Origin of the sequence: Flavobacterium faecale, from assembly GCF_003076455.1 — a bacterium.
Lineage (GTDB): Bacteria > Bacteroidota > Bacteroidia > Flavobacteriales > Flavobacteriaceae > Flavobacterium > Flavobacterium faecale.
The window spans coordinates 3,978,121-4,002,720 of sequence record NZ_CP020918.1; the positions used below are offsets into that span (position 1 = coordinate 3,978,121).

General features: G+C 30.9%; 22 protein-coding genes. All 22 read left to right on the forward strand.

Annotation, left to right across the window (positions count from 1 at the left end; translation table 11 throughout):
* The first annotated feature begins 12 nt into the window (after positions 1-12).
* Positions 13-891 (forward strand): glycosyltransferase, encoded by an 879-nt coding sequence (locus FFWV33_RS16690; protein WP_245891561.1) that lies wholly within the window; start codon positions 13-15, stop codon positions 889-891.
* A 32-nt stretch (positions 892-923) separates the two neighbouring features.
* A complete protein-coding gene (locus FFWV33_RS16695; RefSeq protein WP_108741948.1) occupies positions 924-2,222 on the forward strand; it encodes an EpsG family protein in 1,299 nt (432 codons plus the stop codon).
* A gap of 10 nt (positions 2,223-2,232) precedes the next feature.
* Entirely contained in the window at positions 2,233-3,396 is a 1,164-nt protein-coding gene (locus tag FFWV33_RS16700; protein ID WP_108741949.1) for a glycosyltransferase, read from the forward strand.
* 9 nt (positions 3,397-3,405) lie between these two features.
* On the forward strand, positions 3,406-4,515 hold the full coding sequence (locus FFWV33_RS16705; RefSeq protein ID WP_108741950.1) for a polysaccharide deacetylase family protein: 1,110 nt from the start codon (positions 3,406-3,408) through the stop codon (positions 4,513-4,515).
* 4 nt (positions 4,516-4,519) lie between these two features.
* Positions 4,520-5,602 carry an acyltransferase family protein gene (locus FFWV33_RS16710; RefSeq protein WP_108741951.1) on the forward strand — a complete coding sequence of 361 codons (1,083 nt, stop codon included), beginning with the start codon at positions 4,520-4,522 and terminating at the stop codon, positions 5,600-5,602.
* Positions 5,603-5,921: 319 nt separating this feature from the next.
* Entirely contained in the window at positions 5,922-7,052 is a 1,131-nt protein-coding gene (locus tag FFWV33_RS16715; RefSeq protein WP_108741952.1) for a hypothetical protein, read from the forward strand.
* A complete protein-coding gene (locus FFWV33_RS16720) occupies positions 7,045-8,187 on the forward strand; it encodes a glycosyltransferase (RefSeq protein ID WP_108741953.1) in 1,143 nt (380 codons plus the stop codon). Before FFWV33_RS16715 ends, FFWV33_RS16720 begins: the two co-directional genes overlap by 8 nt.
* 238 nt (positions 8,188-8,425) lie before the next feature.
* Positions 8,426-9,592 carry a glycosyltransferase family 4 protein gene (locus FFWV33_RS16725; protein WP_108741954.1) on the forward strand — a complete coding sequence of 389 codons (1,167 nt, stop codon included), beginning with the start codon at positions 8,426-8,428 and terminating at the stop codon, positions 9,590-9,592.
* Positions 9,593-9,596: 4 nt separating this feature from the next.
* Positions 9,597-10,715 (forward strand): glycosyltransferase family 4 protein, encoded by a 1,119-nt coding sequence (locus tag FFWV33_RS16730; protein WP_108741955.1) that lies wholly within the window; start codon positions 9,597-9,599, stop codon positions 10,713-10,715.
* A 157-nt stretch (positions 10,716-10,872) separates the two neighbouring features.
* Entirely contained in the window at positions 10,873-11,082 is a 210-nt protein-coding gene (locus tag FFWV33_RS16735) for an acyl carrier protein (protein ID WP_245891562.1), read from the forward strand.
* Between the two features lie 11 nt (positions 11,083-11,093).
* Positions 11,094-12,152 (forward strand): ketoacyl-ACP synthase III, encoded by a 1,059-nt coding sequence (locus FFWV33_RS16740; RefSeq protein WP_108741957.1) that lies wholly within the window; start codon positions 11,094-11,096, stop codon positions 12,150-12,152.
* The gene (locus tag FFWV33_RS16745; protein WP_108741958.1) at positions 12,152-12,913 is read left to right on the forward strand and encodes an SDR family NAD(P)-dependent oxidoreductase; all 762 of its coding nucleotides are present in this window, start codon (positions 12,152-12,154) and stop codon (positions 12,911-12,913) included. Before FFWV33_RS16740 ends, FFWV33_RS16745 begins: the two co-directional genes overlap by 1 nt.
* A gap of 53 nt (positions 12,914-12,966) precedes the next feature.
* Entirely contained in the window at positions 12,967-13,593 is a 627-nt protein-coding gene (locus FFWV33_RS16750) for an MBL fold metallo-hydrolase (RefSeq protein WP_108741959.1), read from the forward strand.
* Positions 13,594-13,748: 155 nt separating this feature from the next.
* Positions 13,749-14,396 (forward strand): acetyltransferase, encoded by a 648-nt coding sequence (locus FFWV33_RS16755; RefSeq protein WP_108741960.1) that lies wholly within the window; start codon positions 13,749-13,751, stop codon positions 14,394-14,396.
* Positions 14,397-14,546: 150 nt separating this feature from the next.
* Entirely contained in the window at positions 14,547-15,272 is a 726-nt protein-coding gene (locus FFWV33_RS16760; RefSeq protein ID WP_245891564.1) for a sugar transferase, read from the forward strand.
* 76 nt (positions 15,273-15,348) lie between these two features.
* On the forward strand, positions 15,349-16,056 hold the full coding sequence (locus FFWV33_RS16765; RefSeq protein ID WP_108741961.1) for a YdcF family protein: 708 nt from the start codon (positions 15,349-15,351) through the stop codon (positions 16,054-16,056).
* A 44-nt stretch (positions 16,057-16,100) separates the two neighbouring features.
* A complete protein-coding gene (locus FFWV33_RS16770; RefSeq protein ID WP_108741962.1) occupies positions 16,101-17,252 on the forward strand; it encodes a LegC family aminotransferase in 1,152 nt (383 codons plus the stop codon).
* 108 nt (positions 17,253-17,360) lie between these two features.
* Complete coding sequence (locus FFWV33_RS16775) at positions 17,361-18,476, forward strand: polysaccharide biosynthesis protein (protein ID WP_245891566.1); 1,116 nt, start codon at positions 17,361-17,363, stop codon at positions 18,474-18,476.
* A gap of 4 nt (positions 18,477-18,480) precedes the next feature.
* Complete coding sequence (locus FFWV33_RS16780) at positions 18,481-19,152, forward strand: sugar transferase (protein WP_108741964.1); 672 nt, start codon at positions 18,481-18,483, stop codon at positions 19,150-19,152.
* A 17-nt stretch (positions 19,153-19,169) separates the two neighbouring features.
* Complete coding sequence (gene glmS / locus FFWV33_RS16785; RefSeq protein ID WP_108741965.1) at positions 19,170-21,020, forward strand: glutamine--fructose-6-phosphate transaminase (isomerizing); 1,851 nt, start codon at positions 19,170-19,172, stop codon at positions 21,018-21,020.
* Between the two features lie 229 nt (positions 21,021-21,249).
* Positions 21,250-23,559: a PAS domain-containing sensor histidine kinase gene (locus FFWV33_RS16790; protein WP_108741966.1), complete on the forward strand. Its 2,310-nt coding sequence runs from the start codon at positions 21,250-21,252 to the stop codon at positions 23,557-23,559.
* A gap of 11 nt (positions 23,560-23,570) precedes the next feature.
* A complete protein-coding gene (locus FFWV33_RS16795; RefSeq protein ID WP_108741967.1) occupies positions 23,571-24,542 on the forward strand; it encodes a response regulator in 972 nt (323 codons plus the stop codon).
* Positions 24,543-24,600: the final 58 nt, after the last annotated feature.

The following is a 24,600-nucleotide window of genomic DNA, read 5'->3' on the forward strand; positions in this document are numbered from 1 at the left end:
AAAAAAAAAACAGTGATAGTAACTATCAAACAAAATATCGTCATAGCAAGAAATTATCTCATTTACAAAAGATTTGATATTTTATCCAAAATAAAACAGCGTAAATTCCGCATTAATCCACAAGCTAATTTTGTGGTCTCAATAGCTAGTTATCCAAAGCGAAGCCACTTATTGCCTGCTGTTTATGAAGCCTTAAACCAGCAGACTACCGTTCCTAAAAAGTGGAATTTAGTCTTATCTGAAGAAGAATGGCCGAAATTAATTTTACCTAAATTTTTAAAAAAATTAGAACAAAGAGGTCTAGAAATCATATGGGTTAAAAGCAATACCTATGCAGTAAAAAAACTAGTTCCTGTATTGATAAAATATCCAGATTTAGGGATTATAACTCTTGATGATGACATTATTTATGAATCCAATTTAATAGGCAACCTAGTCAATAATACTTATGCGAAAAAAGGAAATATAGTAGGACATGTGGGCAAAACATTAATAAAAAAGAATAATGAATTGAATATGATGTTTAGAGATACAGCTCCAACAAATATAAACACTAGTACCAATCAAGTATTTTTGATAGGTTGGGGCGGAATTTATTATCCTAATAATTCACTATCACCTAAAGTTAAAGACGCTGATGCAATAAAAAAAATCGTACCAGGAAGAGGTTCTGATATTTGGTTTTGGGCAGCAGCTCTTGCCCAAAACACAAAGCAATATTGTATAACACCACACAGTGCTAAAAATTTAGGAATACCAATACCTACAAACGATAATACTAAACCAAAAGATACACCCGCTTCTGATTTGCTTGAGCGACGTTTTCAGATGGCTATTGACTATTTTGAAATTCGTGAAAAACTATTAACCAACTTACCTAATAGAGCCTAACATAATGAGAATTACATACAATTACGAAATGAATGGATAGAGAGCAAAAAGGTTATCTGATATTATTATTTCTTTTTTCTCCCATTTTAGGTTTATTTAAACTATTGAAATTAAAAAATGAAAAGGACATCACCTTTTTTGGAACCTTTTTTTTTGGGTTAGTAGGGAGTGTATTTGTTTATATAGTAGGAACTGATGGGCATTCACACTTAATGAAAGCTAAAGAGTTCTACTTAGATATGTCTTTAGTAGAGTTTTTTAAGAAATCATACGAAATACTAACGTTTAATTCTACAGAAGGTTCTACAGATATATATTTACATTGCATTTCCTTTATTTCAGCCTCTCTATTACAAACACCAGAGTTAATTCACGTATTTGCGGGTTTAGTATTTGGTTATTTTTTCACAAAATCGGTATTACTTATTTTAAAAAATAATTTAGATATAAAGAAAACCTACATTCTAGTTGGTTTTATCATATTGTTACTTATCATTAGAAGTATTGGCGCACTCAATTCTATTAGAATGTGGACTGGAATGTGGGTACTATTTTATGGTACTTACAGTTGGGCAACAACAAAAAAAAGAAAGTATATATTAGTTATTTTATTTTCAGTACTGGTCCATTTTTCTTACGCGTTAATTTTACTGCCTGTTACGGCAGCCTATATCTTACAAAAAAATAAAAAAATTCTGGTAGCTCTTTACATTGTATCTTTCTTTACGACAGTAGGTTTTTCATTTGTTAAAGCTTATATACCACAATCTGATTTAATAGAAAAAAAACAAAACACATATGCTGTCGATTCTGATCAAGATGTGAAACGGTATGAGAAAAATAGCATAAATGCTAAAAAAGAGTCTGAAAATTCAAATTTTTATAAGGCATCTGGCGAAACAAATTATTTGAATTATAGCATTGTCGGTTTATCTATAATTTTAATTTTTTTTTACTTAAAAAAAGAGAGTGATAGGAACCTAATTTTTTTGGTAGCAGTTGGTATAGGAGTATATGCTTTCTCCAATTTAGTAGCATTTTCACCTTCACTTCAAGGTAGAACAAAAATGATTGCAGCTACTTTTATTTTGGCAGCAGCTATACATTTACAGCTTACTTTGAAAAAGTATAATTTAAAAATAAAATCAATAAAGAGATTAAATACAGCACTATTATTTTTTTTGATTTCATCAATTCCGATGTTTTTGTTTCAACTCTCTTATATACTACAATCCTTCAGTTTCTTTCTACTATTTCTACCTCAAGTATCATGGCTATTAGGTGATGGAGATTATTCCATAAGAGGAGTAATAGGATTATTTATCGATTAAAAAAAACTATATGAACATAGCTTTATTCTTAGAACAATCCTTTGATCCTGACGCAGGTGGAGTCCAAAGGAGTACATCAAAACTGGCAAAAATTTTTAAAGATGAAGGTCACAACGTAATTGTTATTACTTCAAACTACCAATCTTCAGAAATAGAATTGTGGAATCAAATTCCAATTATTTCTATAGATTTTAAAAAAAGAAAATCTGAATTAAAAAAAATATTAGAAAAAAAACAAATTTCGATTATCATTAATCAAGCTGGATATTCTTTAAAATTGACAAAAAACTTAATACATAGCAGCAACGACGGTATAAAGATTATAAATACACTTCGAATCAACCCATTAAATTTTTACACCAATTACAAACAGTTTATAGGATTGTTTTTAAATAGTAATAAACTGGGATTTTTAAATAATAAAATCGTACAGAAAATTATTCTGAGATATCATATTATTAAACAACGATCTGATCTTAATTACATTATAAAAAACACAGATGCGTTTGTAATGCTATCTAAAGGATTTACACCAGAACTTTATTTTTTAGCCCCCAATTTAAAGAAGTACAATCACAAGATACATAGCATCAGTAATCCTTTTGAAAAACCAATATTAAATATTGCTCAAATAGAGAAAGATAATATAATTCTATTTGTAGGTAGACTTAATATCTTGCAAAAAAGAGTGGATTTACTTCTCGAAATTTGGAAAAAACTACATAAAACATTACCCGATTGGAAATTCTGGGTAGTTGGTGAAGGCGAAGATCAAGTTTTTATGGAGAATTATTGTAAAGAAAACAATTTAAACAGAGTTACTTTCTTTGGCAAAAATAATCCAAATGAATACTATAAAAAAGCTAAAATATTTCACATGACATCTGCTTTTGAAGGTTTTGGCAATGTATTGGTAGAAGCACAAAGCTATGGTTGTGTCCCCATTTTATTTAATTCCTATGCAGCCGCTCAAGACATTGTAACTCATAATGAAAACGGACTGCTTGTAGCCCCTTTCAATAGTGATGAATACGTTGATGTAACAACTACACTAATTAATAATCCTGATAAACTTTCACAAATGGCTCTGAATGGGTATGAAAATGTAAATAGATTTTCATATGATGAAACATATAAAAAATGGGAAGAAGTTTTTAATAGTCTAAAAAAGTAATCAACAGTAATGCTAAAATCCATAATAAAAAACCTTTCCAATCTACCTGGTTGGCGAACCGATAGAAAAATTGTAATCATCGAATCGGATGATTGGGGAAGTATTAGAATGCCTTCTAATATAGCAAGAGAAACACTCCAATCATGCAATGTTTCGATGGGAGATTTAGAACGTCAACGTTATACAAATTTTGATACTCTAGCAGATGAAGCAGATTTTGAAGCACTTTATGAAACACTAACACAATTTAAGGATATAAACGGAAAACATCCTGTGTTTACGGCTGTGAGTGTGGTTGCAAATCCTGATTTTGATAAAATTAAGGAAGCTAATTTTGAAAAGTATTTTTACGAACCTTTTAATACCACATTAGAAAGGTACGGACATAAAAACACTTTCAAAATGTGGCAAGAGGGTATAGCACAAAACCTCTTTGTACCACAATTTCATGGTCGTGAACACTTGAATGTACAAGTCTGGATGAGACAATTGAGAGACAAAGAAGAGAGTACAATGGAAGCATTTAAACTCAATTGTTGGGGTTTTGAAAATAAAAATAAATTTAATATCGATTATCAAGCGGCTTTTGATTTGGAATTCGTTTCCGATATAGAATACCAAAAATCAGTTATTAAAGAAGGATTGCAATTGTTTGAACAAATCCATGGCTATAAAGCTGACTTTTTTGTGCCTCCTAACGGACCTTTCAATAATGAATTAGAAAAAACCGCAGCAGAGGCAGGTATAAAATATATGTCAACTTCAAAAATACAGTCAGAACCTCAAGGACAAGGAATACAAAAAAAGCGAATTCATTATTTAGGCAAAAAAAACGCTAGTAGACAACTTTATATTACCCGAAATTGTTTTTTTGAACCTAGTGCTCCAGGTAAAGATTGGGTGAGCAGTTGTATGAATGATATTGAAAATGCCTTTAAATGGGGAAAGCCCGCAGTAATTAGTTCACATAGAGTAAACTTTATTGGACGTTTGATAGAACATAATCGTACAGAAAGTTTAGCAGCCTTAACAACTTTATTGACTCAGATACAAACACAATGGCCTAACGTTGAATTTATGACATCTTCCCAATTAGGAGATCTAATTAACAGAAAATAATAAAATGAATATTAGCAATAAATTTGACATCTCTTTAAGCCAAAAATTAAAAGTTCTTTCATTTATATTAATGATATTTGTTGTATTTATACACTCCTATAATCTTGGTTACTCAACTACTAATCAATTAAATAGTATAAATTCACAAGTAAACCACTTTATTCAAAACTTTATTTCGCAAGGAATAAACAGAGTTGCTGTTCCTTTATTCTTTTTCATATCAAGTATTTTGTATTTTTATAAATTTGATTTATCATTAAGTACTTACCGAAAAAAAGTTCAAAGAAGGGTAGTAACTTTATTAATACCGTATATAGTATGGTCATTAATTGGAATATTTCTATATTTAATATTACAGGTCAATCCATTAACGAGCAGGTATTTTTCTGATAATAATCAATTAATTGTCAATTACTCTTTAATTAAAATACTTGACACAATTTTTATCGATCCTATACCATTTCAACTTTGGTTTATTCGTGATTTATTTATACTTGTATTAGTCTCACCAGTAATAGAATTATTAAATAAGTATTCTAAAGGTTATTGGTTAATCATTTTATTTATCGCATGGCTTTACCCATTATCTATAATTATTGTTAAGACTGGATCATTGTTGTTTTTTTCATTTGGAGCTTTCATAGTTAAAAATAGATTTGAATTACTTTTAAAGAAGGTTCCTTTTAGATTAGTATTTATTTCATCTATTATTTGGATTTTATTCAATATTTTATATGCAATAAATTACTTACATCATTCAAATTATATTTTTGCAATGATAAATAAGATTTTTATAATAATAGGCGTCTTTTCTATTTGGTCAATATATGACTATATAAGGAATAAAAATCTATTAACTCTTTCGGATTCAATTTTAAAAACGACATTTTTCTTATTCGTTATGCATGAACCTTTTCTTACGTTTTTAAGAAAATTAATGTTAGTATTAGTTGGTAAAAATGAAATACAATTATTAATGATATATTTTCTAAGTGCAATCACAGTAATAATAACTAGCATATGTGTTGGCTTGTTATTTAAAAAATATTTGAAAAAAATATACTTTATTTTGACTGGAGGTAGATGATTTTTGGTGCGAGAAATTGATAGTATACAACTAAATTTAAATTTTAACTAATATAGGTAATTTTAAAAAAAATACTCTTTTTAAGATGCTGAACTATTTAACAAATGCAATTTAAATATTTAAAAAATTGGATAGCATATTAAGGCAATAAATCAATACTATCCAAATCATAAAAAATAAATTAGATCAAAAACTTAGTATGCAAAATCGATATGATTGCTAAAAACTATTTGTATAATAAATTTAAAAAAAGTGAAAAAACTAAAATATATAACTACTCCTGAACTAGGAGATTTGATAACAAAAAATAGAAATTAAAATGTTTGAAAATCTAAATAAAAATTTAAGACGAAATTTACTTAACATTCCTGGAGCTCGTTCTAAAAAAAAAATTATTGTATTTGAAAGTGATGACTGGGGAAGTATTCGCATGCCTTCACGTAAAGTTTTTGAAAAAATAAAGAAGGAAAATTTAGCACCAGAAGAAGATCCTTATTTAAAGTACGATACCCTAGCAAGTGTAGATGATTTTAATGCATTGTTTGAAACTCTTAAAAGCGTAAGAGATAAAAATAATAATCATCCAATTATAACCGCTAATGCAGTTATGGGAAATCCCGATTTTGAGAAAATAGAGCAACATAATTTTGAATCTTATTTCTGGGAACCTTTTACAACAACATGGCAAAAATATCCACATTGTGCAGGAGTAGAAACTGCTTGGAATTATGGACAAGAAAATGAGTTCTTAAAGTTTCAATGTCACGGGAGAGAGCATTTAAATGTAGATCAATGGATGCTTAGTTTACAAAAGGGTGATAAACTTGTTAGAAAAGCGTTCAACAATCAAATGATAAGTATAAGTTCTCAACCCAGCAGCTTAAAATTTAATTATATGGAAGGTCTTGATTTTTTTTCCATATCTGAAAAGAAAAACAAAAAAAAGGTAGTAACAGAAGCTTTGCTAGAATTCAAAAATTATTTTGGGTTTGATTCAAAGTCATTCATAGCAAACTGTTATATATGGGATGAATCTATAGAAGAGGTATTAGCAAATTTGGGAGTTCTTTACTTGCAAGGAATGGCTAATCAAGTAATACCCGTATTAAATAAAAACACACATAGTTATCATTATAAAAAGCACTATTTAGGGCAAAAAAATAAATTTGGACAACAATATCTAGTTCGTAACGCTTTTTTTGAACCATCGTTAATGCCCTATACAGAATGGGTAAGCGATTGTTTGCAAAGAATTAATATTGCTTTTAGATGGAATAAACCTGCTATCATTGGAATTCACAGATTAAATTTCATTGGTTCAATTCACGAAGAAAATCGAACCAAAAATCTTAAAATGTTCAAACAATTATTAAAGGAAATTATTAAACGCTGGCCTGATGTCGAATTTAGATCTTCAGATCAAGTACTTAATGAAATGAGAGATGAATAATAATAAATCAAAGAAAAAAATCATTTTCTTAATCCCATCATTAACAGGAGGCGGAGCCGAAAGAACATTAATTAATCTATTGCAAAAACTAGATTATACTAAGTTTGAAGTTGACCTAGTAGTTGTGTTAAAAGATGGAATCTATCTAGAAAATGTTCCTAATGAAGTAAAATGTATTTTCTTGTTTCATAACAAGATGCTAGTACGAATTTTAGCATGGATGCAAAAGAAAATAGGTTTTAATTATCTTCTAAAAAAAACTACCCAAAATAAAATTAGAGGACAATATGATTTAGGGATTTCATTTTTGGACGGAAATTTTACGGATTTACTCTTTTTTATGAAAGGGCTAAAGAAAAGATTTACATGGGTTCATAGTTCGTACCAGACCAATCGAAATTTTGCTAGGTTCTATGAAAACACAAAATATGTTCAAAAATTAAAAGAGGAGCGATACGGAGCTTTAGACGGAATATATTTCGTTTCAAATGATGCAAAAGAAGAATTCATCGAAGTTTTTGGCGAATATCCTAAAATGGAAGTGATTTATAATTTCATTGATACCAAATCTGTTTTAAAAAAGGCAGAATTAGAAACCTACCCAAAGAGCAATTTATTTGAATTTGTTGCATTGGGAAGTTTATTAACAGTAAAAGGATTTGATAGGTTAATTAGAGCCTCAAAAATTGTTAAAGAAAAAGGGTTTAATTTTAAAGTATCAATTCTTGGAAGTGGTGCAGAGAAGAACAACCTAGAATCACTTGTAAAGGAAAATAATTTAAAAGATAATATTGATTTTTTGGGATTTGTTAGCAATCCATACCCTCTATTAAAAAATGCAGATGTTTTCATTATGAGTTCAGTCTCTGAGGCACTTCCTACTGTACTTTGTGAAGCAATGATTTTAGGAAAAGCTACTTTGGTTACAAATTGCAGCGGATGTAGAGAAATTGTTGCAAATGGCCAATTTGGACTAATGGCGGAGCAAAGTGATCAAAGTCTTGCAGAAAATATGATTAAATACATTTCCGATCCAAACCTAGTGATTCATTATGAACTTCAGTCTCTTAAAAGGTCCGAACTTTTTGATGATAAATTAGTACTAGCAGCTTATAATGAAATTCTAAGTCAATAAAGTTTAAAAGATCTTAGACCCCAGAAATAAATCGTCTCCTATTCTTCAATAAATTTTCTTTTTAGCCAGCGATAGACAAGTTTTCAGCATCGAATTCTAAGCATTAAAATCTAAAATAAAAAAAAGTAGTAGTCGTAACAAAAAAACCTATAGCATATTCATATCAGGAATTTGATATGAAAAATATCGATACTGAAATTCAGTTTATTAAGTTCATAAAAAAAAATAAAAAACAAAGATGAAAAAAGTTTTATTTGTGCATGATGGACCAATTTATACTAATGATGATAAATCCATTTTTTATGGTGTACATTATAACGATACTTTAATACAGCGCTATTCTTATTTTGGAAATTCCGTAAATTTCTTAATGAGACGTGCCGTAGTAAGCGAAAAAGATGGACAGAATTTCTCCATTATTAAGCATCCTGCTTTTTCGTTTATTGAAGTCCCAAATTTTAAGTCTATCAAAGCTTATTTTAAGAAAACTGAAGCAATAGCTATCATTAAAAAAGCAGTAGATGAACACGATGTAATTATTTTGCGTTTACCCAGCGCTATTGGAACAATAGCTTTTGAATACGCTAGCAGCATCAATAAACCTATCCTTATAGAAAAAGTAGCTTGTGTGTATGACGCCTTATGGAATTACGATTGGCGAGGGAGATTAATCGCTAGCCAAAAAATGAAAAAGTACCAAGACATTTTACAGAAGGCTTCTCATACCATCTATGTAACCGACCATTTTTTGCAAAGCAGATATCCTACAGAGGGTAAATCGATAGGATGCTCTGATGTAATTGTAACTGACTTAGATGATGCTATTCTAAATAAAAGGATAGTTAAAATTGTAAATCTTCCTAAAGTACTAACAATAGGAACTGTCGCGGCCATTGATGTTCCATATAAGGGTCAAGCCGATGTAATCCAGGCAATAGCTATTTTAAAGAAACAAAACATTCTCTTTAATTATAAAATCGTAGGTCAAGGAGATGCAAGCAGACTAAATAAAATTATTGAACAATGTCAAGTGGCTGATTTAGTGGAAATAGTAGGTCCTTTAAAGTCAGCTCAGGTTTTTGATTTTTTAGATACCATCGATTTATATATACAACCAAGTAAAACAGAAGGATTGCCAAGGGCTGTTATTGAAGCCATGAGCAGAGCTTGTCCCATTTTAGGATCTGATATAGCTGGAATTCCCGAGTTAATTAATAAAAACTCTTTATTTCAGGCTGGTAATATTTCCGAAATCGTAGAATTTCTGAAACAACTGAACAAAAGTACTTTAGAACAATGGGCAAGAGAAAATTTTATAAAAGCTGCAACGTTCAACATGGAAACCTTAAATATTAAAAGAGAAGAATTTTATAAAGAATTTAAAAAAGATTTTAATTTATTATAAAATAATGAAAAAGAAAGTTCTTTTTACCGCTTCTATAGCCAAGCATTTATTAAGATTTCATTTACCCTATTTAAAATGGTTTAAAGAGGAAGGTTATGAAGTACATATTGCGTGTGAAGGCGATGAAGAAGTCCCGTTTACAGACAAAAAATGGATGGTTCCTTTCGTAAGAAGTCCTTTTTCTATCGGACATATCACATCTTTCAAAATTTTAAAAGGAATAATTGAACGTGAACAATATAGTTTAATTCATTGTCATACACCAATGGCAAGTATCGTGACTAGAATCGCTTCAAAAGACGCGAGAAAAACAGGCACTAAAGTAGTATATACTGCTCATGGCTTTCATTTTTATAATGGAGCTCCTCTTTTAAACTGGCTAACCTATTATCCAATAGAAATTTTTACAAGTGTTTATGCAGATGCAATCATAACAATCAATAAGGAAGATTATGAGCGTATAAGTAAGAAAGGAAATAAAAAAACAAACTATTTTTTGATTCCAGGCATAGGTGTAGATAATAAAAGATTTAATCTCATAAGCAAGGACGAAAAAAATAAACTAAGAGAAGAAAAAGGCTTTAGTCAACAAGAGTTTATAGCCATTTACGCCGCTGAGTTTATTAGCAGAAAGAATCATCAATTTCTAATTGAAGCGATAGCGGATCATAAAGAAGAACTTTCGAACCTTAAAATTTTATTTTGCGGTAGAGGCAAATTGAAGAATCAAATGGAAGTCTTGGTCAAAGAGAAAAATTTAGAATCCATAGTTCAATTTATGGGTTTTAGAAACGATATTGATGAAATCTTTAAAATGTCGGATTTAGGAATTTCTTCAAGCAAACAAGAAGGACTTCCCATAAATCTTGTAGAGGAAATGATGTGTGGATTACCTATTCTAACTTCAAAAGGGAGAGGTCATAACGATTTGGTCATTGATGGCAAAAGCGGTTATTTATTTGAACAAGGAAATAAAAAAGAATTTATAAATTTCCTTAAGCATCTGTATGATAATCCAGAATTGAGGGAGAAAATGGGTGAAAATGCATTTGCTGTTTCCCACAAATTTGAAATTACCAATTCTCTTAAAGAGATGGCAATAATTTATAAAAAATTTATATAAATAAAATTAGAGACTTAAGGTATCTGTAACCTTATTTAACTACTTTTTTTAAAATAAAAGTGAAATTTTATTTTAAAAAACCAATCTTAATAAAGTAAAACCCTTATTTAAAAACATAATAATATAAATAAAAAACATGGAAGCAAAATTTTTAGAAATGATTTCAGAAGTATTTGAACTAGAAGATAAAACTATAGCAATGAGAGATACCTTTCGTGATTATGACGAATGGGATTCCTTAACAAGGCTTTCGTTAATTGCTGAAATTGACGATGTTTATGATACTGTCATTGAAGAGGACACATTCAAACACTTAACTACATTAGGTGATCTATTTACCGAAATTCAAAAAAGAATAAACTCTTAAATTGCAATCAAATGGCAACACTTTCCTTTAAAAACATAGGTATTTCAGGAATATCAGCAGCAGTACCAAAAAACACTATTGATAATTATGCCTACACAGAATTTTTCCCAAAAGAAGATGTTAAAGCTATTGTAGACAAAGTAGGCATTAAAGAACGACGATTTGCTACAGAAGGAATGTGCGCATCTGATTTGTGTTTTTCTGCGGCAGAACAATTAATTAGCGACTTACAAATAAACAAAGATGAGATTGATTTGCTAGTTTTTGTATCACAAACTCCTGATTATCGTATGCCTGCAACATCCATTATTTTACAACATCAATTGGGTTTAGGGAAACACACCGCTGCTTTTGATATTAGTTTAGGTTGTTCCGCATTTATTTACGGTTTATCTATAGTTTATGGATTAATGCAAAGTGGTGGTTTTCGAAAAGCATTACTGTTGGATGGTGAAACCCGATCTAAAGTCTATTCACCAAAAGACAGGAAGACCGCATTTCTTTTTGGAGATGGTGGCGTTGCTGCTATTATCGAACAGAATGAAAAATTTGGTAAAAGCTTTTTTTCTTTAAATTCTGATGGATCAAAAGCTGATTTAATAAAAATGGACGCAGGCGGTTATCGAAATCCCTCTACAACAGAAACAACTACGGAAAAGGTAGTAGATGAGCATGGAAATATTAGAACCGATGAACACGGCTACATGAATGGTGCCGATGTATTTAATTTTGTTTTGAAAGAAATTCCTAAAAATTTTAAATCGGTTTTGGAACAATCTAATAATACGAATGAATCAATTGATTTTAATATCTTTCATCAAGCCAACGATTATATGAACAATTACTTGGCAAAGAAATTAAAATTAGAGGAAAAAAAAGTTCCTTCAAGTATCGCTCAATTTGGGAATACCTCATCGGTATCAATTCCATTAACTATCGTGAGCCAACTACAAAATCAATTACAAGGTTCGAAAAAGTTAATGTTATGCGGCTTTGGAGTAGGAATGTCTTGGGCTACCGCCCAAATTAATTTAGTAGATTGTAAAATTAGTAATATAGTAGAAATTTAATGAAAAGTAACCCTTTTAGCCTTTCTGGAAAAAAGTTAGTAATTACAGGTGCTTCATCTGGTATTGGACAACAATGTGCGATTACGGCAAATGCTTTAGGTGCCTTCGTAATTCTCATAGGACGTTCGCAAGAGCGATTAGAAAAAACAGCTTGCCTGTTAAGTAATATGGATTATTTGATACTAGCAACTGATATTACTGATTATGAAACTACTACAACTCGTCTAGAAGAATCAATTAAAAACATGAAAATTGATGGCATCATTCACGCAGCAGGAATTTCTACTACTCTACCCCTACGCAACATTACACCACAAAAACTACAACCCTATTTTGAGACCAATGTTTTTGCAGCAATAAACATTACCAAGTTGTTAACCAAAGTAAAGTTTGCTCATCCACAAGGAATGAGTATTGTATTTATTTCTTCTGTTATGGGAATAGTTGGTGAATTAGGAAAAACAATCTACAGCCTAACAAAGGGAGCACTTGTAGCAGGAACAAAATCATTAGCTCTAGAATTGGCCAGTAAAAAAATTAGAGTGAATTGTGTGTTACCAGGCGTAGTCGAAACGCCAATGAGTGCAAGTGCCGTTTATTCACAAGATACGGAAGCGTATGACAAAATAAAAAGTTTCCATCCTATTGGATTAGGAAAACCCGAAGATGTAGCGAATGCCTGTGCTTTTTTAGTTAGTGATGGCTCCCGCTGGATTACAGGAACTAATTTAATAGTTGACGGTGGCTATACAGCCAGATAAAAATCATTAACATTCTTCATAGAAGCGCAAGCAATTATCATTATATACATCATATGTTAATAAAAATCCATGCGGTAACCAACAAACATTTTAAAGCCAACACCTACATAATAAAAAGTATTGACAATGAAACTGCTTGTTATTTAATTGATATAGGGAATTATGATGGTGTAATGAATATATTAGAAAATAATCAATACATAAAAGGTGTTTTTTTGACTCATGCACATTATGACCATATTTGCGGAATCAATGAAATCGTAAATCAATTCCCAGAATGCACCATTTTTTGTTCGAAATATACCAAGGAAGCACTACAAGACAGTAAAGTGAATTTATCTTTTTATCACAATACTCCTGTCACTTATAAAGGAAACAATATAAGAATTCTCACTGAAGAAGATACTTGTGACCTATTTGTCGATGTTAAGATTACAACATTAGAAACTCCTGGCCACAATGAAGGAAGCCTAACCTTTAAAATTGAGCAAGCGATTTTTTCAGGCGATTCCTTAATTCCTGAAACAGCTGTAATTACCAAATTAAAAAGTGGCAATAAAGCTGATGCAAAAAAGAGCATTATAAAAATACGAGACAATGCAAGTAAAAATGATGTCATCTATCCAGGACACGGAAATTTTTTTGAGGCTAATAAAATAAATTGGAACTTTTATCTATAGTTTATTCAATAATTGATAAAAGACTACAACCATTTGTAGTTAAAGCTATTTAACAAAAACTAACCTCCATTCTAAAGTCAAATATTTGAATAAAAAGTAAACAGCATTTTTTTTTCAAATCACAAAATTTAGTTTTAAAGAACAAATACAGTACAATGAAAAACATAATTATTATTGGCTGCGGTTCCCATGCCTCAGAACTTGTTGATTATATTGAATATATAAACAATCATTCCACCACCAAGCAATTCAATATTAAAGGTATGATTGATAATACAAATACTCATTACCTGCACTATAATTACAATTATACATTTTTAGGAAATATTGATGATCACCTAGTTGATTTTGATGTTTATTATCTACTTGGTATAGGAAATGTTTCGATTAGAAATAAGGTTTTGGAAGAATTTAAATCTAAAAACGCAAAATTCACAGGTATCATACATCCAACCGCATTAATTTCAAAATCAGCTGAAATAGGTGAAGGTACAATCATATCTCACAATGTTTCAGTAGGACCTAAAGCAAAAATCGGTTCATTTAATGTTATTAATTCTAGATGTACAATAGGCCATGATACCAGAATTGGTGATAGTAATTTTCTAAGTCCTCAGGTAGTATTAGGTGGATATGCAAAGATTGGGAATTCAAATTTTTTAGGTACAAACAGCTGTTTACTCCCTGAAATCGAAATTGAAAATAATAATAAAATAATGGCCGGTATGACTATCACCAGCAAAGTAAATAACGATGAAACGGTATTCTTTAGGTATAAGGAAAAGCTTATTATTAGACAGTAAAAACTTCTAAATATGCAAATGAAATAAAATTAGAAATAGTACCTAATTTAATATTATTTATCCTGCCCAACTTCAAATATTCATCAACTTAAAAACAGAAGTCAAACAAACTTAATTAACTGACATTAAGATTGATTAATTATAAAATTTATGAAAAAAACTGCAACTAATAGTATCTATTTTATGTTAAAAAGGTCTTTTGATTTACTAGTGTCGCTATTGGGAATAATAGCCCTTTCTCCACTATTAATTATCATTATATTGATCCTTAAGTTTAGTGGTGAAGGCGAGATATTTTACTTGCAAGAGCGCATGGGGCTCAATAAAAAGCCTTTTCATATTTATAAATTTGCAACAATGCTTAAAAATAGTCCAAATCTGGGCAATAAGACTTTGACCGTAAGAAATGACCCGAGAATTACAAAGACAGGTCAGTTTTTACGAATGACTAAAATCAATGAATTACCTCAGATCATAAACGTAATCAAAGGAGATATGTCGCTTGTAGGTCCAAGGCCGTTACTATCAAAAAGTTTTGAAAAATATGCTCCAGAAGTACAAAGTGTTATTTACAAAAATAGACCCGGTATAACAGGACTTGGTTCTCTGGTTTTCAGAGATGAGGAGCTATTGGTAACAATGTATAAGGAGCTGGGCAATGATCCCGTAGAATATTACAAAACCAATATTTTTCCACATAAAGGAGCACTTGAGGTATGGTATTATAACAATTGTTGTGTATTGATAGATCTCAAAATACTTTTTTTAACATTTTGGTCCTTGGTCAATCCTAAATCTCAATTAGTGTACATAATATTAAAAAATCTACCAATCAAGCCTACTTCATTAACTGTTGCAGGACTTAAAAACCTATAAAAAATTAAAAATAAACTTCTATCAGTAAAATATTAGAATACTTGTTTGCTGATAGTATTTTATACTGTTAATCATTATGGACCAAATAAAAAACAAAAACTATAAAATGTTTGTAGCTTATAGTCTAATAGGAATTGTACTTTTCTTAGTTTGTTCAACAAGCTATATCCCAAAAAAATTAATTAATTCTATAGAAATAAAATTCAAACCTATCGCTACCAGTACATTACACTCTTCCAGATTGTACTATGTATACGTGCTAGGTGCAGGGGCATCTGCAGACAGTAGACTTCCCCCCACTATGAACTTATCCTCCACTACCCTAACCCGCTTAGTTGAAGGAATAAGAATATACAATAGGTTACCACATGTTATTTTGGTGACGTCAGCAGCCATGAAAGGGCGAAGAATAAGTCAGGCTGAATTAAGTAAAGAAGCAGCAGTTTCACTGGGAGTAAAAAAACAAAATATTTTAATGTTGGAAACACCAACCTCAACTTTGGAGGAAGCCATGGCCTTCAAGCACAGATTTGGTACCAAAAAAAACATAATTCTGGTTACAAGTGCTATGCATATGCCAAGAGCTGTTGAAATATTTTCTGATCAAGGTATTAAAGTAATACCCGCACCTACCGACTATTTATACAAGGAGTTTGGCTCTATTCAAAGTGGTATAACATTTCCGTCTTTTAACTCAATAAATTTATTAACCATTTACCAAACTACAGTACTCAAACACCTGTATTATAAATGGATTAAAAAACCTAAAGACACAATATCTTAATAGACATTAAAAAAACTTTCCATTCACATTTTAATTTACAATTTATGATCCCATTATCAGTCCCTTTCCTAAATGGAAACGAGTGGAAGTATGTTAAAGATTGTCTCGACACGGGCTGGATTTCATCTGCCGGTTCCTACGTTAATCAATTTGAACAACAAGTAGCACATTATGCTGGAGCCAAATACGGAATTGCTTGTATGAACGGTACCGTAGGTTTGCATATCGCTCAAATTCTTTCTGGAGTAACAGCTGACGACCACGTTATTGCGCCCAATATTACTTTTATTGCCACATTAAATGCAATCAAATACACTGGAGCTTCCCCTATCTTAATTGATGTAGATCCTAAAAATTGGCAAATGGATTTGGACCTTTTAGATGCTTATTTAGGAGACAATACAATTGAAAAAGAAGTAGACGGTATATTGTATTCATTTCATAAATCTACTAACAAATGTATTAAAGCAATTATGCCTGTTCACGTTTTAGGAAATATTGGTGATATGAATCGCTTACAAGAAATTGCCACTGCCTTTCACCTTGACGTCATTGAAGACAGCACAGAAGCTCTTGGAACATTATTCCAAGGAAAACATGCTGGAAGTTTTGGGAAATTTGGTGTTTTTAGTTTCAACGGTAACAAAATTATCTCTACCGGTGGCGGTGGTGTTATAGTTACAGATGATGAAGAACTTGCCAAAAAAGCAAAACATTTAACAACGCAAGCAAAAGCTAGTGCGATGGAATACCTTCATGACGAAATAGGATATAACTATAGATTAGTAAATGTTTTAGCAGCAATTGGCGTTGCGCAAATGGAAGAATTCCCAACACTTTTAGAAAATAAGAAGAGAATGGATAGCTATTACCGTTCTCAACTTTCGGCAGTTGGTGATATAGAATTTCAATATGTTTCACCTGATGTGGAAGCCAATTGCTGGTTATTCACTTTTAGAACGAAACACATGCGAGAACTCTTAGCATACCTCAACGAAAACGGAGTACAATCGCGTCCATTTTGGGTACCGATGAATCAATTAGAAATGTTCAAAGAAGACATTTACGTATCTACCGATGACCATTCTAATCAAGTTTATCAAACCTCTATTAGTATTCCAAGTTCGGCAGGAATCTCTTTATCCCAAATGGAAACAGTAGTACAAACAATTAAGGCATTCTATACAACACACTAAACTTTATAAAAAATGAATATAATTGACATTCCAGAATTTATTAAAGGATATATTACTAAAAGACCAAAAAGCTTATTCGCTCTAGATATTGACAAATATAGCGATTTATTGTCTGACAAAATAAAAGGGAAAAATGTACTTGTAATTGGTGGAGCAGGTACAATAGGTTCCTCGTATATTAAAGCGATTTTGGCTTATGAGCCAGCAAAACTAGTTGTTGTAGATACTAATGAAAATGGACTAACGGAGTTAACAAGGGATTTAAGAAGTACACCAAATCAATTTGTTCCTGAGGAGTACATTACATACCCTATGAGCTTTGGTGACGCTGTGTTCGAAAAAATGTTTTTGTCTCACAGCCCATTTCATATCGTGGCAAACTTTGCAGCACATAAACATGTACGCAGTGAAAAAGATCAGTTTTCAATTGAAGCAATGATTGAAAACAATGTTTTTAAAGCAAAAGCCTTTTTAGATTTATTACTAAAAAACAAACCAGAACATTTTTTCTGCGTATCAACAGATAAAGCTGCTAATCCTGTAAACGTTATGGGCGCTTCCAAAAAATTAATGGAAGAAGTAATTATGGCCTATAGTTCAGAAATACAAATTACAACTGCTCGTTTTGCCAATGTCGCCTTTTCAAACGGTTCCTTGCTGGCGGGTTACATAGAGCGTTTGTTAAAAAAACAACCTATCTCCTGCCCTGCTGATATCAAACGATTTTTTGTATCACCAGAAGAAAGCGGCCAAATCTGTATGCTAGCTTGTATGCTAGGTCAAAGTGGAGAAATCTTTTTTCCCAAATTAGAAGAAGAAGAACAAGTATATTTCAAAACCATAACACAGGATTTTTTCAAAGCATCTAATCGCGAAATAGAAATATGTAATTCTGATCAAGAAGCGCGAGAAAAGTCATTATTATTATCAGAATCAGGTCCTTATCCAGTTTATTTCTTTAGTTCAGATACATCAGGTGAAAAGCTATATGAAGAATTTTACACTGATACTGACGAAGTCAATCTACTACAATTTGAAAGTTTGGGAGTGATAAAAAATGCTCGAAAACTTGCTGTTGCAGAAATTGAAATGTGCTTAAAGGATTTACAACAACTTATGAATTCGGGCAATTATGATAAACAAACTATAGTAGAAAACTTAAAAAAATATCTGCCTGATTTTGAGCATATAGAAACAGGTAAAAGTTTAGACCAAAAAATGTAAAACTATGTATTTAATATTCAAACGTTTATGCGATATCGCGCTTTCATCCCTTTTAATAATTATTTTTTCTCCATTATTAATACCTATAATTATTGGACTAAAACTAACGGGAGAAGGATATGTTTTTTATAAACAAGATCGAGTAGGTTTTAAAAATAAAAGTTTTCCTATCCTCAAATTTGCTACTATGTTGAAAGACAGTCCAAATATGACAGGTGGAGTTCTTACAACCAAAAAAGATCCTAGAATTACGCCTATGGGTGGTTTTTTACGAAAAAGTAAAATTAATGAATTACCACAATTATTTAATATTTTCCTAGGAGACATGAGTTTTGTAGGGCCACGTCCATTAATGGATGTGAGTTTTAAAACATATCCAATAAAGATTCAAAAAGAGATATACAACGTTAAGCCTGGTCTTACAGGTATTGGCTCTATAGTTTTTAGAGATGAAGAAAAATTAATAACAGATGCTAAAATTAGAGGAGAAGACATTTGGGATTTTTACTCAAACAAAATATATCCTTTCAAAGGTGAATTAGAAATTTGGTATCTGTCTCATCATAGTTTTCTCGTTGACTTCAAAATTATGGTGATTACAGCATGGGTTATTCTTAACTCAGATAGTCAACTGGTTTATAAGGCATTTAAAACGTTACCAAAAAGAAAATTTTAATTACTAAAAATAAAAATATGTGTGGAATTGTAGGATACATTGGTTTTAGAGAAGCTTATCCCATTGTCATAAAAGGATTAAAACGTTTAGAATATAGAGGCTATGATAGTGCAGGAATACTACTTTATGATGGAGCAGATTTAAAAGTTTCTAAAACTAAAGGTAAAGTTGCCGATTTAGAAGAAAAAGCATCAACTAAAATTACTACCAACGGTACTATTGGAATGGGGCACACACGTTGGGCAACACATGGGGTTCCAAATGATTTAAATTCGCATCCACATGTTTCTAATTCAGGTGATTTAACGATTATTCACAACGGAATTATCGAGAATTATGCACCATTAAAGAAAGAATTAATCAACAGAGGATATACTTTTTCATCAGATACTGATTCTGAAGTTTTGATTAATCTTATTGAAGATGTACAGAAAAAAGATAAATTAAAATTAGGTAAGGCCGTTCAAGTTGCTCTAAATCAAGTCGTGGGAGCTTATGCCATTTGTGTCTTTGATAAAAAAAAACCAAATGAGATTATTGCAGCACGATTAGGTAGTCCGCTTGCAATTGGAGTCGGTGAAGGTGAGTTTTTTATAGCGTCTGATGCTTCACCATTTCTTGAATATACTTCAAATGCAATTTATTTAGAAGATGAGCAAATGGCTATTGTTCGTTTGCATAAACCTTTAAAAATAAGAAAAATAAAAGACGATTCATTAGTAGACCCTTACATACAGGAATTACAAATGAATTTGGAACAAATAGAAAAAGGAGGTTATGATCACTTTATGCTCAAAGAAATATATGAGCAGCCAAGTGTAATCAAAGATACTTATAGGGGGAGGCTTCATGTAAACAATGGAATTATCCAAATGGCAGGAATTGAAGATAATCTTGAAAAGTTTCTCAATGCGGAGCGAATTTTAATTATTGCTTGTGGAACATCATGGCACGCGGGATTAGTAGCAGAATACATTATAGAAGAATTTGCTAGAATTTCAGTAGAAGTTGAATATGCTTCTGAATTTAGGTACAGAAATCCAATTATAACTAATAAAGATGTTGTAATTGCTATTTCTCAATCTGGTGAAACTGCAGATACATTGGCTGCAATTAAGCTAGCTAAGGAAAATGGTGCATTTGTATTTGGAGTTTGTAATGTTGTAGGTTCATCGATTTCAAGAGAAACGCACGCTGGAGCATACACACATGCCGGACCAGAAATTGGAGTTGCCTCTACAAAAGCATTTACGACACAAATAACTGTTTTAACAATGATTGCACTTCGATTGGCTAAAGCAAAAGGAACAATGTCTAACACAGAATTTCATACACATTTGCAAGAATTAGAATTGATTCCAGAAAAGGTAACCGAAACATTAGCATTAAGCGAGGTAATAGCCAAAGAGATTGCTGCTATTTACAAAGAAGTGCCCAATTGCTTGTATCTTGGAAGAGGTTATAACTTCCCCGTAGCCTTAGAGGGAGCATTAAAATTAAAAGAGATATCGTATATCCATGCAGAAGGGTATCCAGCAGCCGAAATGAAACACGGTCCAATTGCACTCATAGACGAAAAAATGCCTGTGGTTGTTATTGCGCCCAAACAAGGTCACTACGATAAAGTGGTTAGCAATATTCAAGAAATAAAGTCTAGAAGTGGTAAAATTATCGCAGTAGTATCCAAAGGCGATACTCAAGTAAAAGCACTTGCAGATCATTTTATTGAAATACCAGAAACTTTAGATGCCTTTACACCTCTGTTAACTACAATACCCTTACAATTATTGTCCTACCACATTGCTGTTATGAGAGGATGCAATGTAGACCAACCCCGAAATTTAGCAAAATCGGTTACAGTAGAATAAGTATTAATATTTATACTATGGCAACGAAATAAGTCTCAAATAAGAACAAGGTTCCTATAGTTAAAAGAGCTTTTTATTATCATAAGTTTTATAGTAAGAAAATAGTTTTTTGGCTAAACATATCTTTGTGTCTGACCTGTTGGAGTCGATGAGACGCATTATCTCACTTCGACTCCGGTGTGGTGGATTTGGCTAAACGCAATACAATTTGCCTATTAAGAGAATATATATGATAGAATTGGAATCTAAGAAGATAATAGAGGAACTAAGAATTCAAAATTCAGAACTTATACAGCAAAACAAAGCACTTCAATTTTCCAAAAACTATGCAGAGAAAGATCTAGAGCAATTAAACTTGCTCTGTGATTTCTCTGTTCTTGGTTATATTATTTTAGGATTGGATAAAAGAATAGTATCCATTAATCATAGTGGTAGTAAAATAATGGGGTTACGTAATGCTGAATTGGTGAATTTTAAATTTAAATTTAATCAATTTATACCATTGGAGTATCTCCCCACTTTTGATGACTTTTTAAAAAAGGCTGTAGATACAAAAAGTAAGCAAAATTGTGAAATCGAAATAATAACAAAAGATAATTTGCAAATCTTTGTTCAATTATTTGGCCTGTATCTTGAAAATGAAAATCAATACGCCATATCAATAAAGAATATTTCCAAAAAAGTAAACTTTAGAAATAAATTGAAAGAAAATATATTTTTTTTTAATGCAACGCAACGATTTGGAGTTATTGGTTCCTATAAAATAAACTTCACCACCGATATATGGGAAGTATCTGATGAATTAAAAACTATATTAGGATTAAAAATAGATGATTCTATAAATTTAGAATCTTGGATGTCTTTGGTTCATCCTGAAGATAAAAAAGATATAGAATTGTATATCTTAGAAAAAATTAAAAATAAAACACCTTGGAATATTGAATATAGAATTATTCGAAGATCCGATGGGAAAATAAGGTGGATAAATACTAAAGGAGCGACCATATATTATAAAAAAACAAAGGATTTTTTTTCCTTGGGATTAATGCAAGACATTACAGTTCGAAAGTCAGCAGCGGAAAAGTATAAAAATATTGAAGTCCATTCTAATAGTATTTTTAAATCTTCAAAAGAAGGAATATTAATTTTGGATGCTTTAACTGGACAAATAACAGATGCTAATCCCTCCTTAATCGAAATGATTGGCTATAATTATGTCGAATTAGTCGGAAAAGAGCTTTGGGAAATAGGAGTTTTTAAAAATATAGCAACTTCTAAAGAAGCTTTTATAAAATTACAAAACAACAAACATATTAGGTTTGATAACATGCCTCTCGAAACTAAAGCAGGCGCATCATTAGATGTTGAGTTTGTTAGTAATGTATATGTCGTAGGACAAAAAAAATTTATTCTGTGCCTTATCCGTGATATATCTGATAGAAAAAAAATAGAAGAAGCACTTACAGTAAGTCGCCAGTTTTATTTTGCAATGTTCGAGAAAAACCAAGCAGTACAGTTACTCATTGATCCTCTTAATGGTAATATTATTGATGCTAATTCTGCAGCAGCAAAATTTTATGGTTATTCATTAGCACAATTTAAATCAATGAACTTATCTGACATTAGTACCTTTCCTCCAGAACAAGTAATAGAGGAACTAGGAAAATTTGGATTAGCAGGCCAATCATATTTTCAGTTTATTCATAAGTTAGCTTCGGGTAAAATTTGCGATATTGAAATTTATACTAGTCCAGTACTAATTGAAGGTAAACCTTATTTAATATCCACAATTAATAACATAACAAAACGAATACTTAAAAAAGAACGACTAATCCAGTTAAACCATAAATTAAAGGAAGTGAACGCTTTAAAGTCACAATTTATATCGACGGTATCACATGAGTTTAGAACACCGTTGGCAGGAATACTATCTAGCGTTCAGTTATTAAAAATATACCATGATTCTTGGGACGAGGAAAAGAAAGAAAAAAAGTATAAACAAATATTTGACGCTATTCAACAAACAAAATCGTTACTTGATGATGTGTCTTTAATTGATGAAGCGCAAAATAGTAAATCTTTCTTTAGACCTGAGCATATAGATTTTGTAACTCTATTGAATGATATAATCCAAGAGAATTTAGTTATCTCAGATACCAATCATAAGGTAGTTTTAAAAAATAATTTGAATATTAAAAATTATTTCATGGACCCAGTTATGATTCGTCATATTTTTAATAACCTTATTTCAAATTCAATAAAATATAGTCCGAAAGAAAAACTAATTAATGTAGGTCTTGATAGAATAAACGATACTGAAATTAAAATAACGCTTAAAGACAAAGGAATTGGAATTCCACAAAATGAAATTAAATTTTTATTAGAACCTTTTTATCGCGCTTCAAATATTGGTGTAGTTAAAGGAACTGGTTTTGGATTATCCATAGTAAAACGATTTGTAGAACTTCACAATGGTACCATACTTATTAAGTCAATAATTAACAAAGGAACAACAGTTACCATTACATTACCTTTTTGAAAACAAATGATATGAAAAAAATTCTTATCGTTGAAGACGATACCTTGTTAAGAGAAAATATAGCCGAATTTATTGAAGGAGAAAAATTTCAAGTATTTGTAGCTAAGGATGGATTAGAGGGCATTCAACAAACATTACAGCACCTACCCGATCTGATATTATGTGATATTGAAATGCCTAAAATGAATGGTTATGACTTTTATAAAACAATTAAGCAGATTAAAGCTACATCCACAATTCCCTTAGTTTTTCTTTCAGCAAAAACTGAAAATGAAGATATTAGAGCAGGAATGCAGTTAGGCGCAGATGATTACATTCTCAAACCATTTGACTTATTTGATTTATTAAAAGTTATAGAGACGCGGCTTGCGAAATACGAAACGATTCAAAAATATAATGATGAAAAACTGCAGGCGCTAATAAAGCATCCTACCTTAGGAATGTTTATTTATCAAGAAGGTAAATTTTTACTATATAACGAAACACTAGCCTCTATATTTGGCTATACAAAAGAAAACTTCTCAAATATTACTTTTAAAGAGCTATTGGCAGAGGACCGGTTAAGTCAAACAAAAAAAATGACTGAGATAGATCAATATTTAAAAGACATTAATTCTACTATTTCTTTGAGATTATCAGCAAATCATAAAAATGAAGGGGAAATCAAAATTGAATTATTTGGAACTACAATTATTTATAATGGTATGCCAAGTATCGTTGGTAATATAATAAAATTGAATACTATAAAATCTACCATTAGTAATACCAAAGCAACTATTGAATCTAAATTAAGTAAGCGAGAATTGGAGGTCCTTGAATTGATCTGTGAAGGGAAATCTAATTTAGAAATGGCAGAACACGTTTTTTTAAGTCAGCGAACAATCGAAACCTACAGAGCAAGATTACTTTCTAAAACAGATAGTAAAAATAGTGCTGAACTTATTATTTATGCAATAAAGAATAACTTAGTAACATTAGAATAATCAAACTTCAATTATAAAATCACTTTTCTTAGCTTCCATCACAAAAAATTAATTCAAC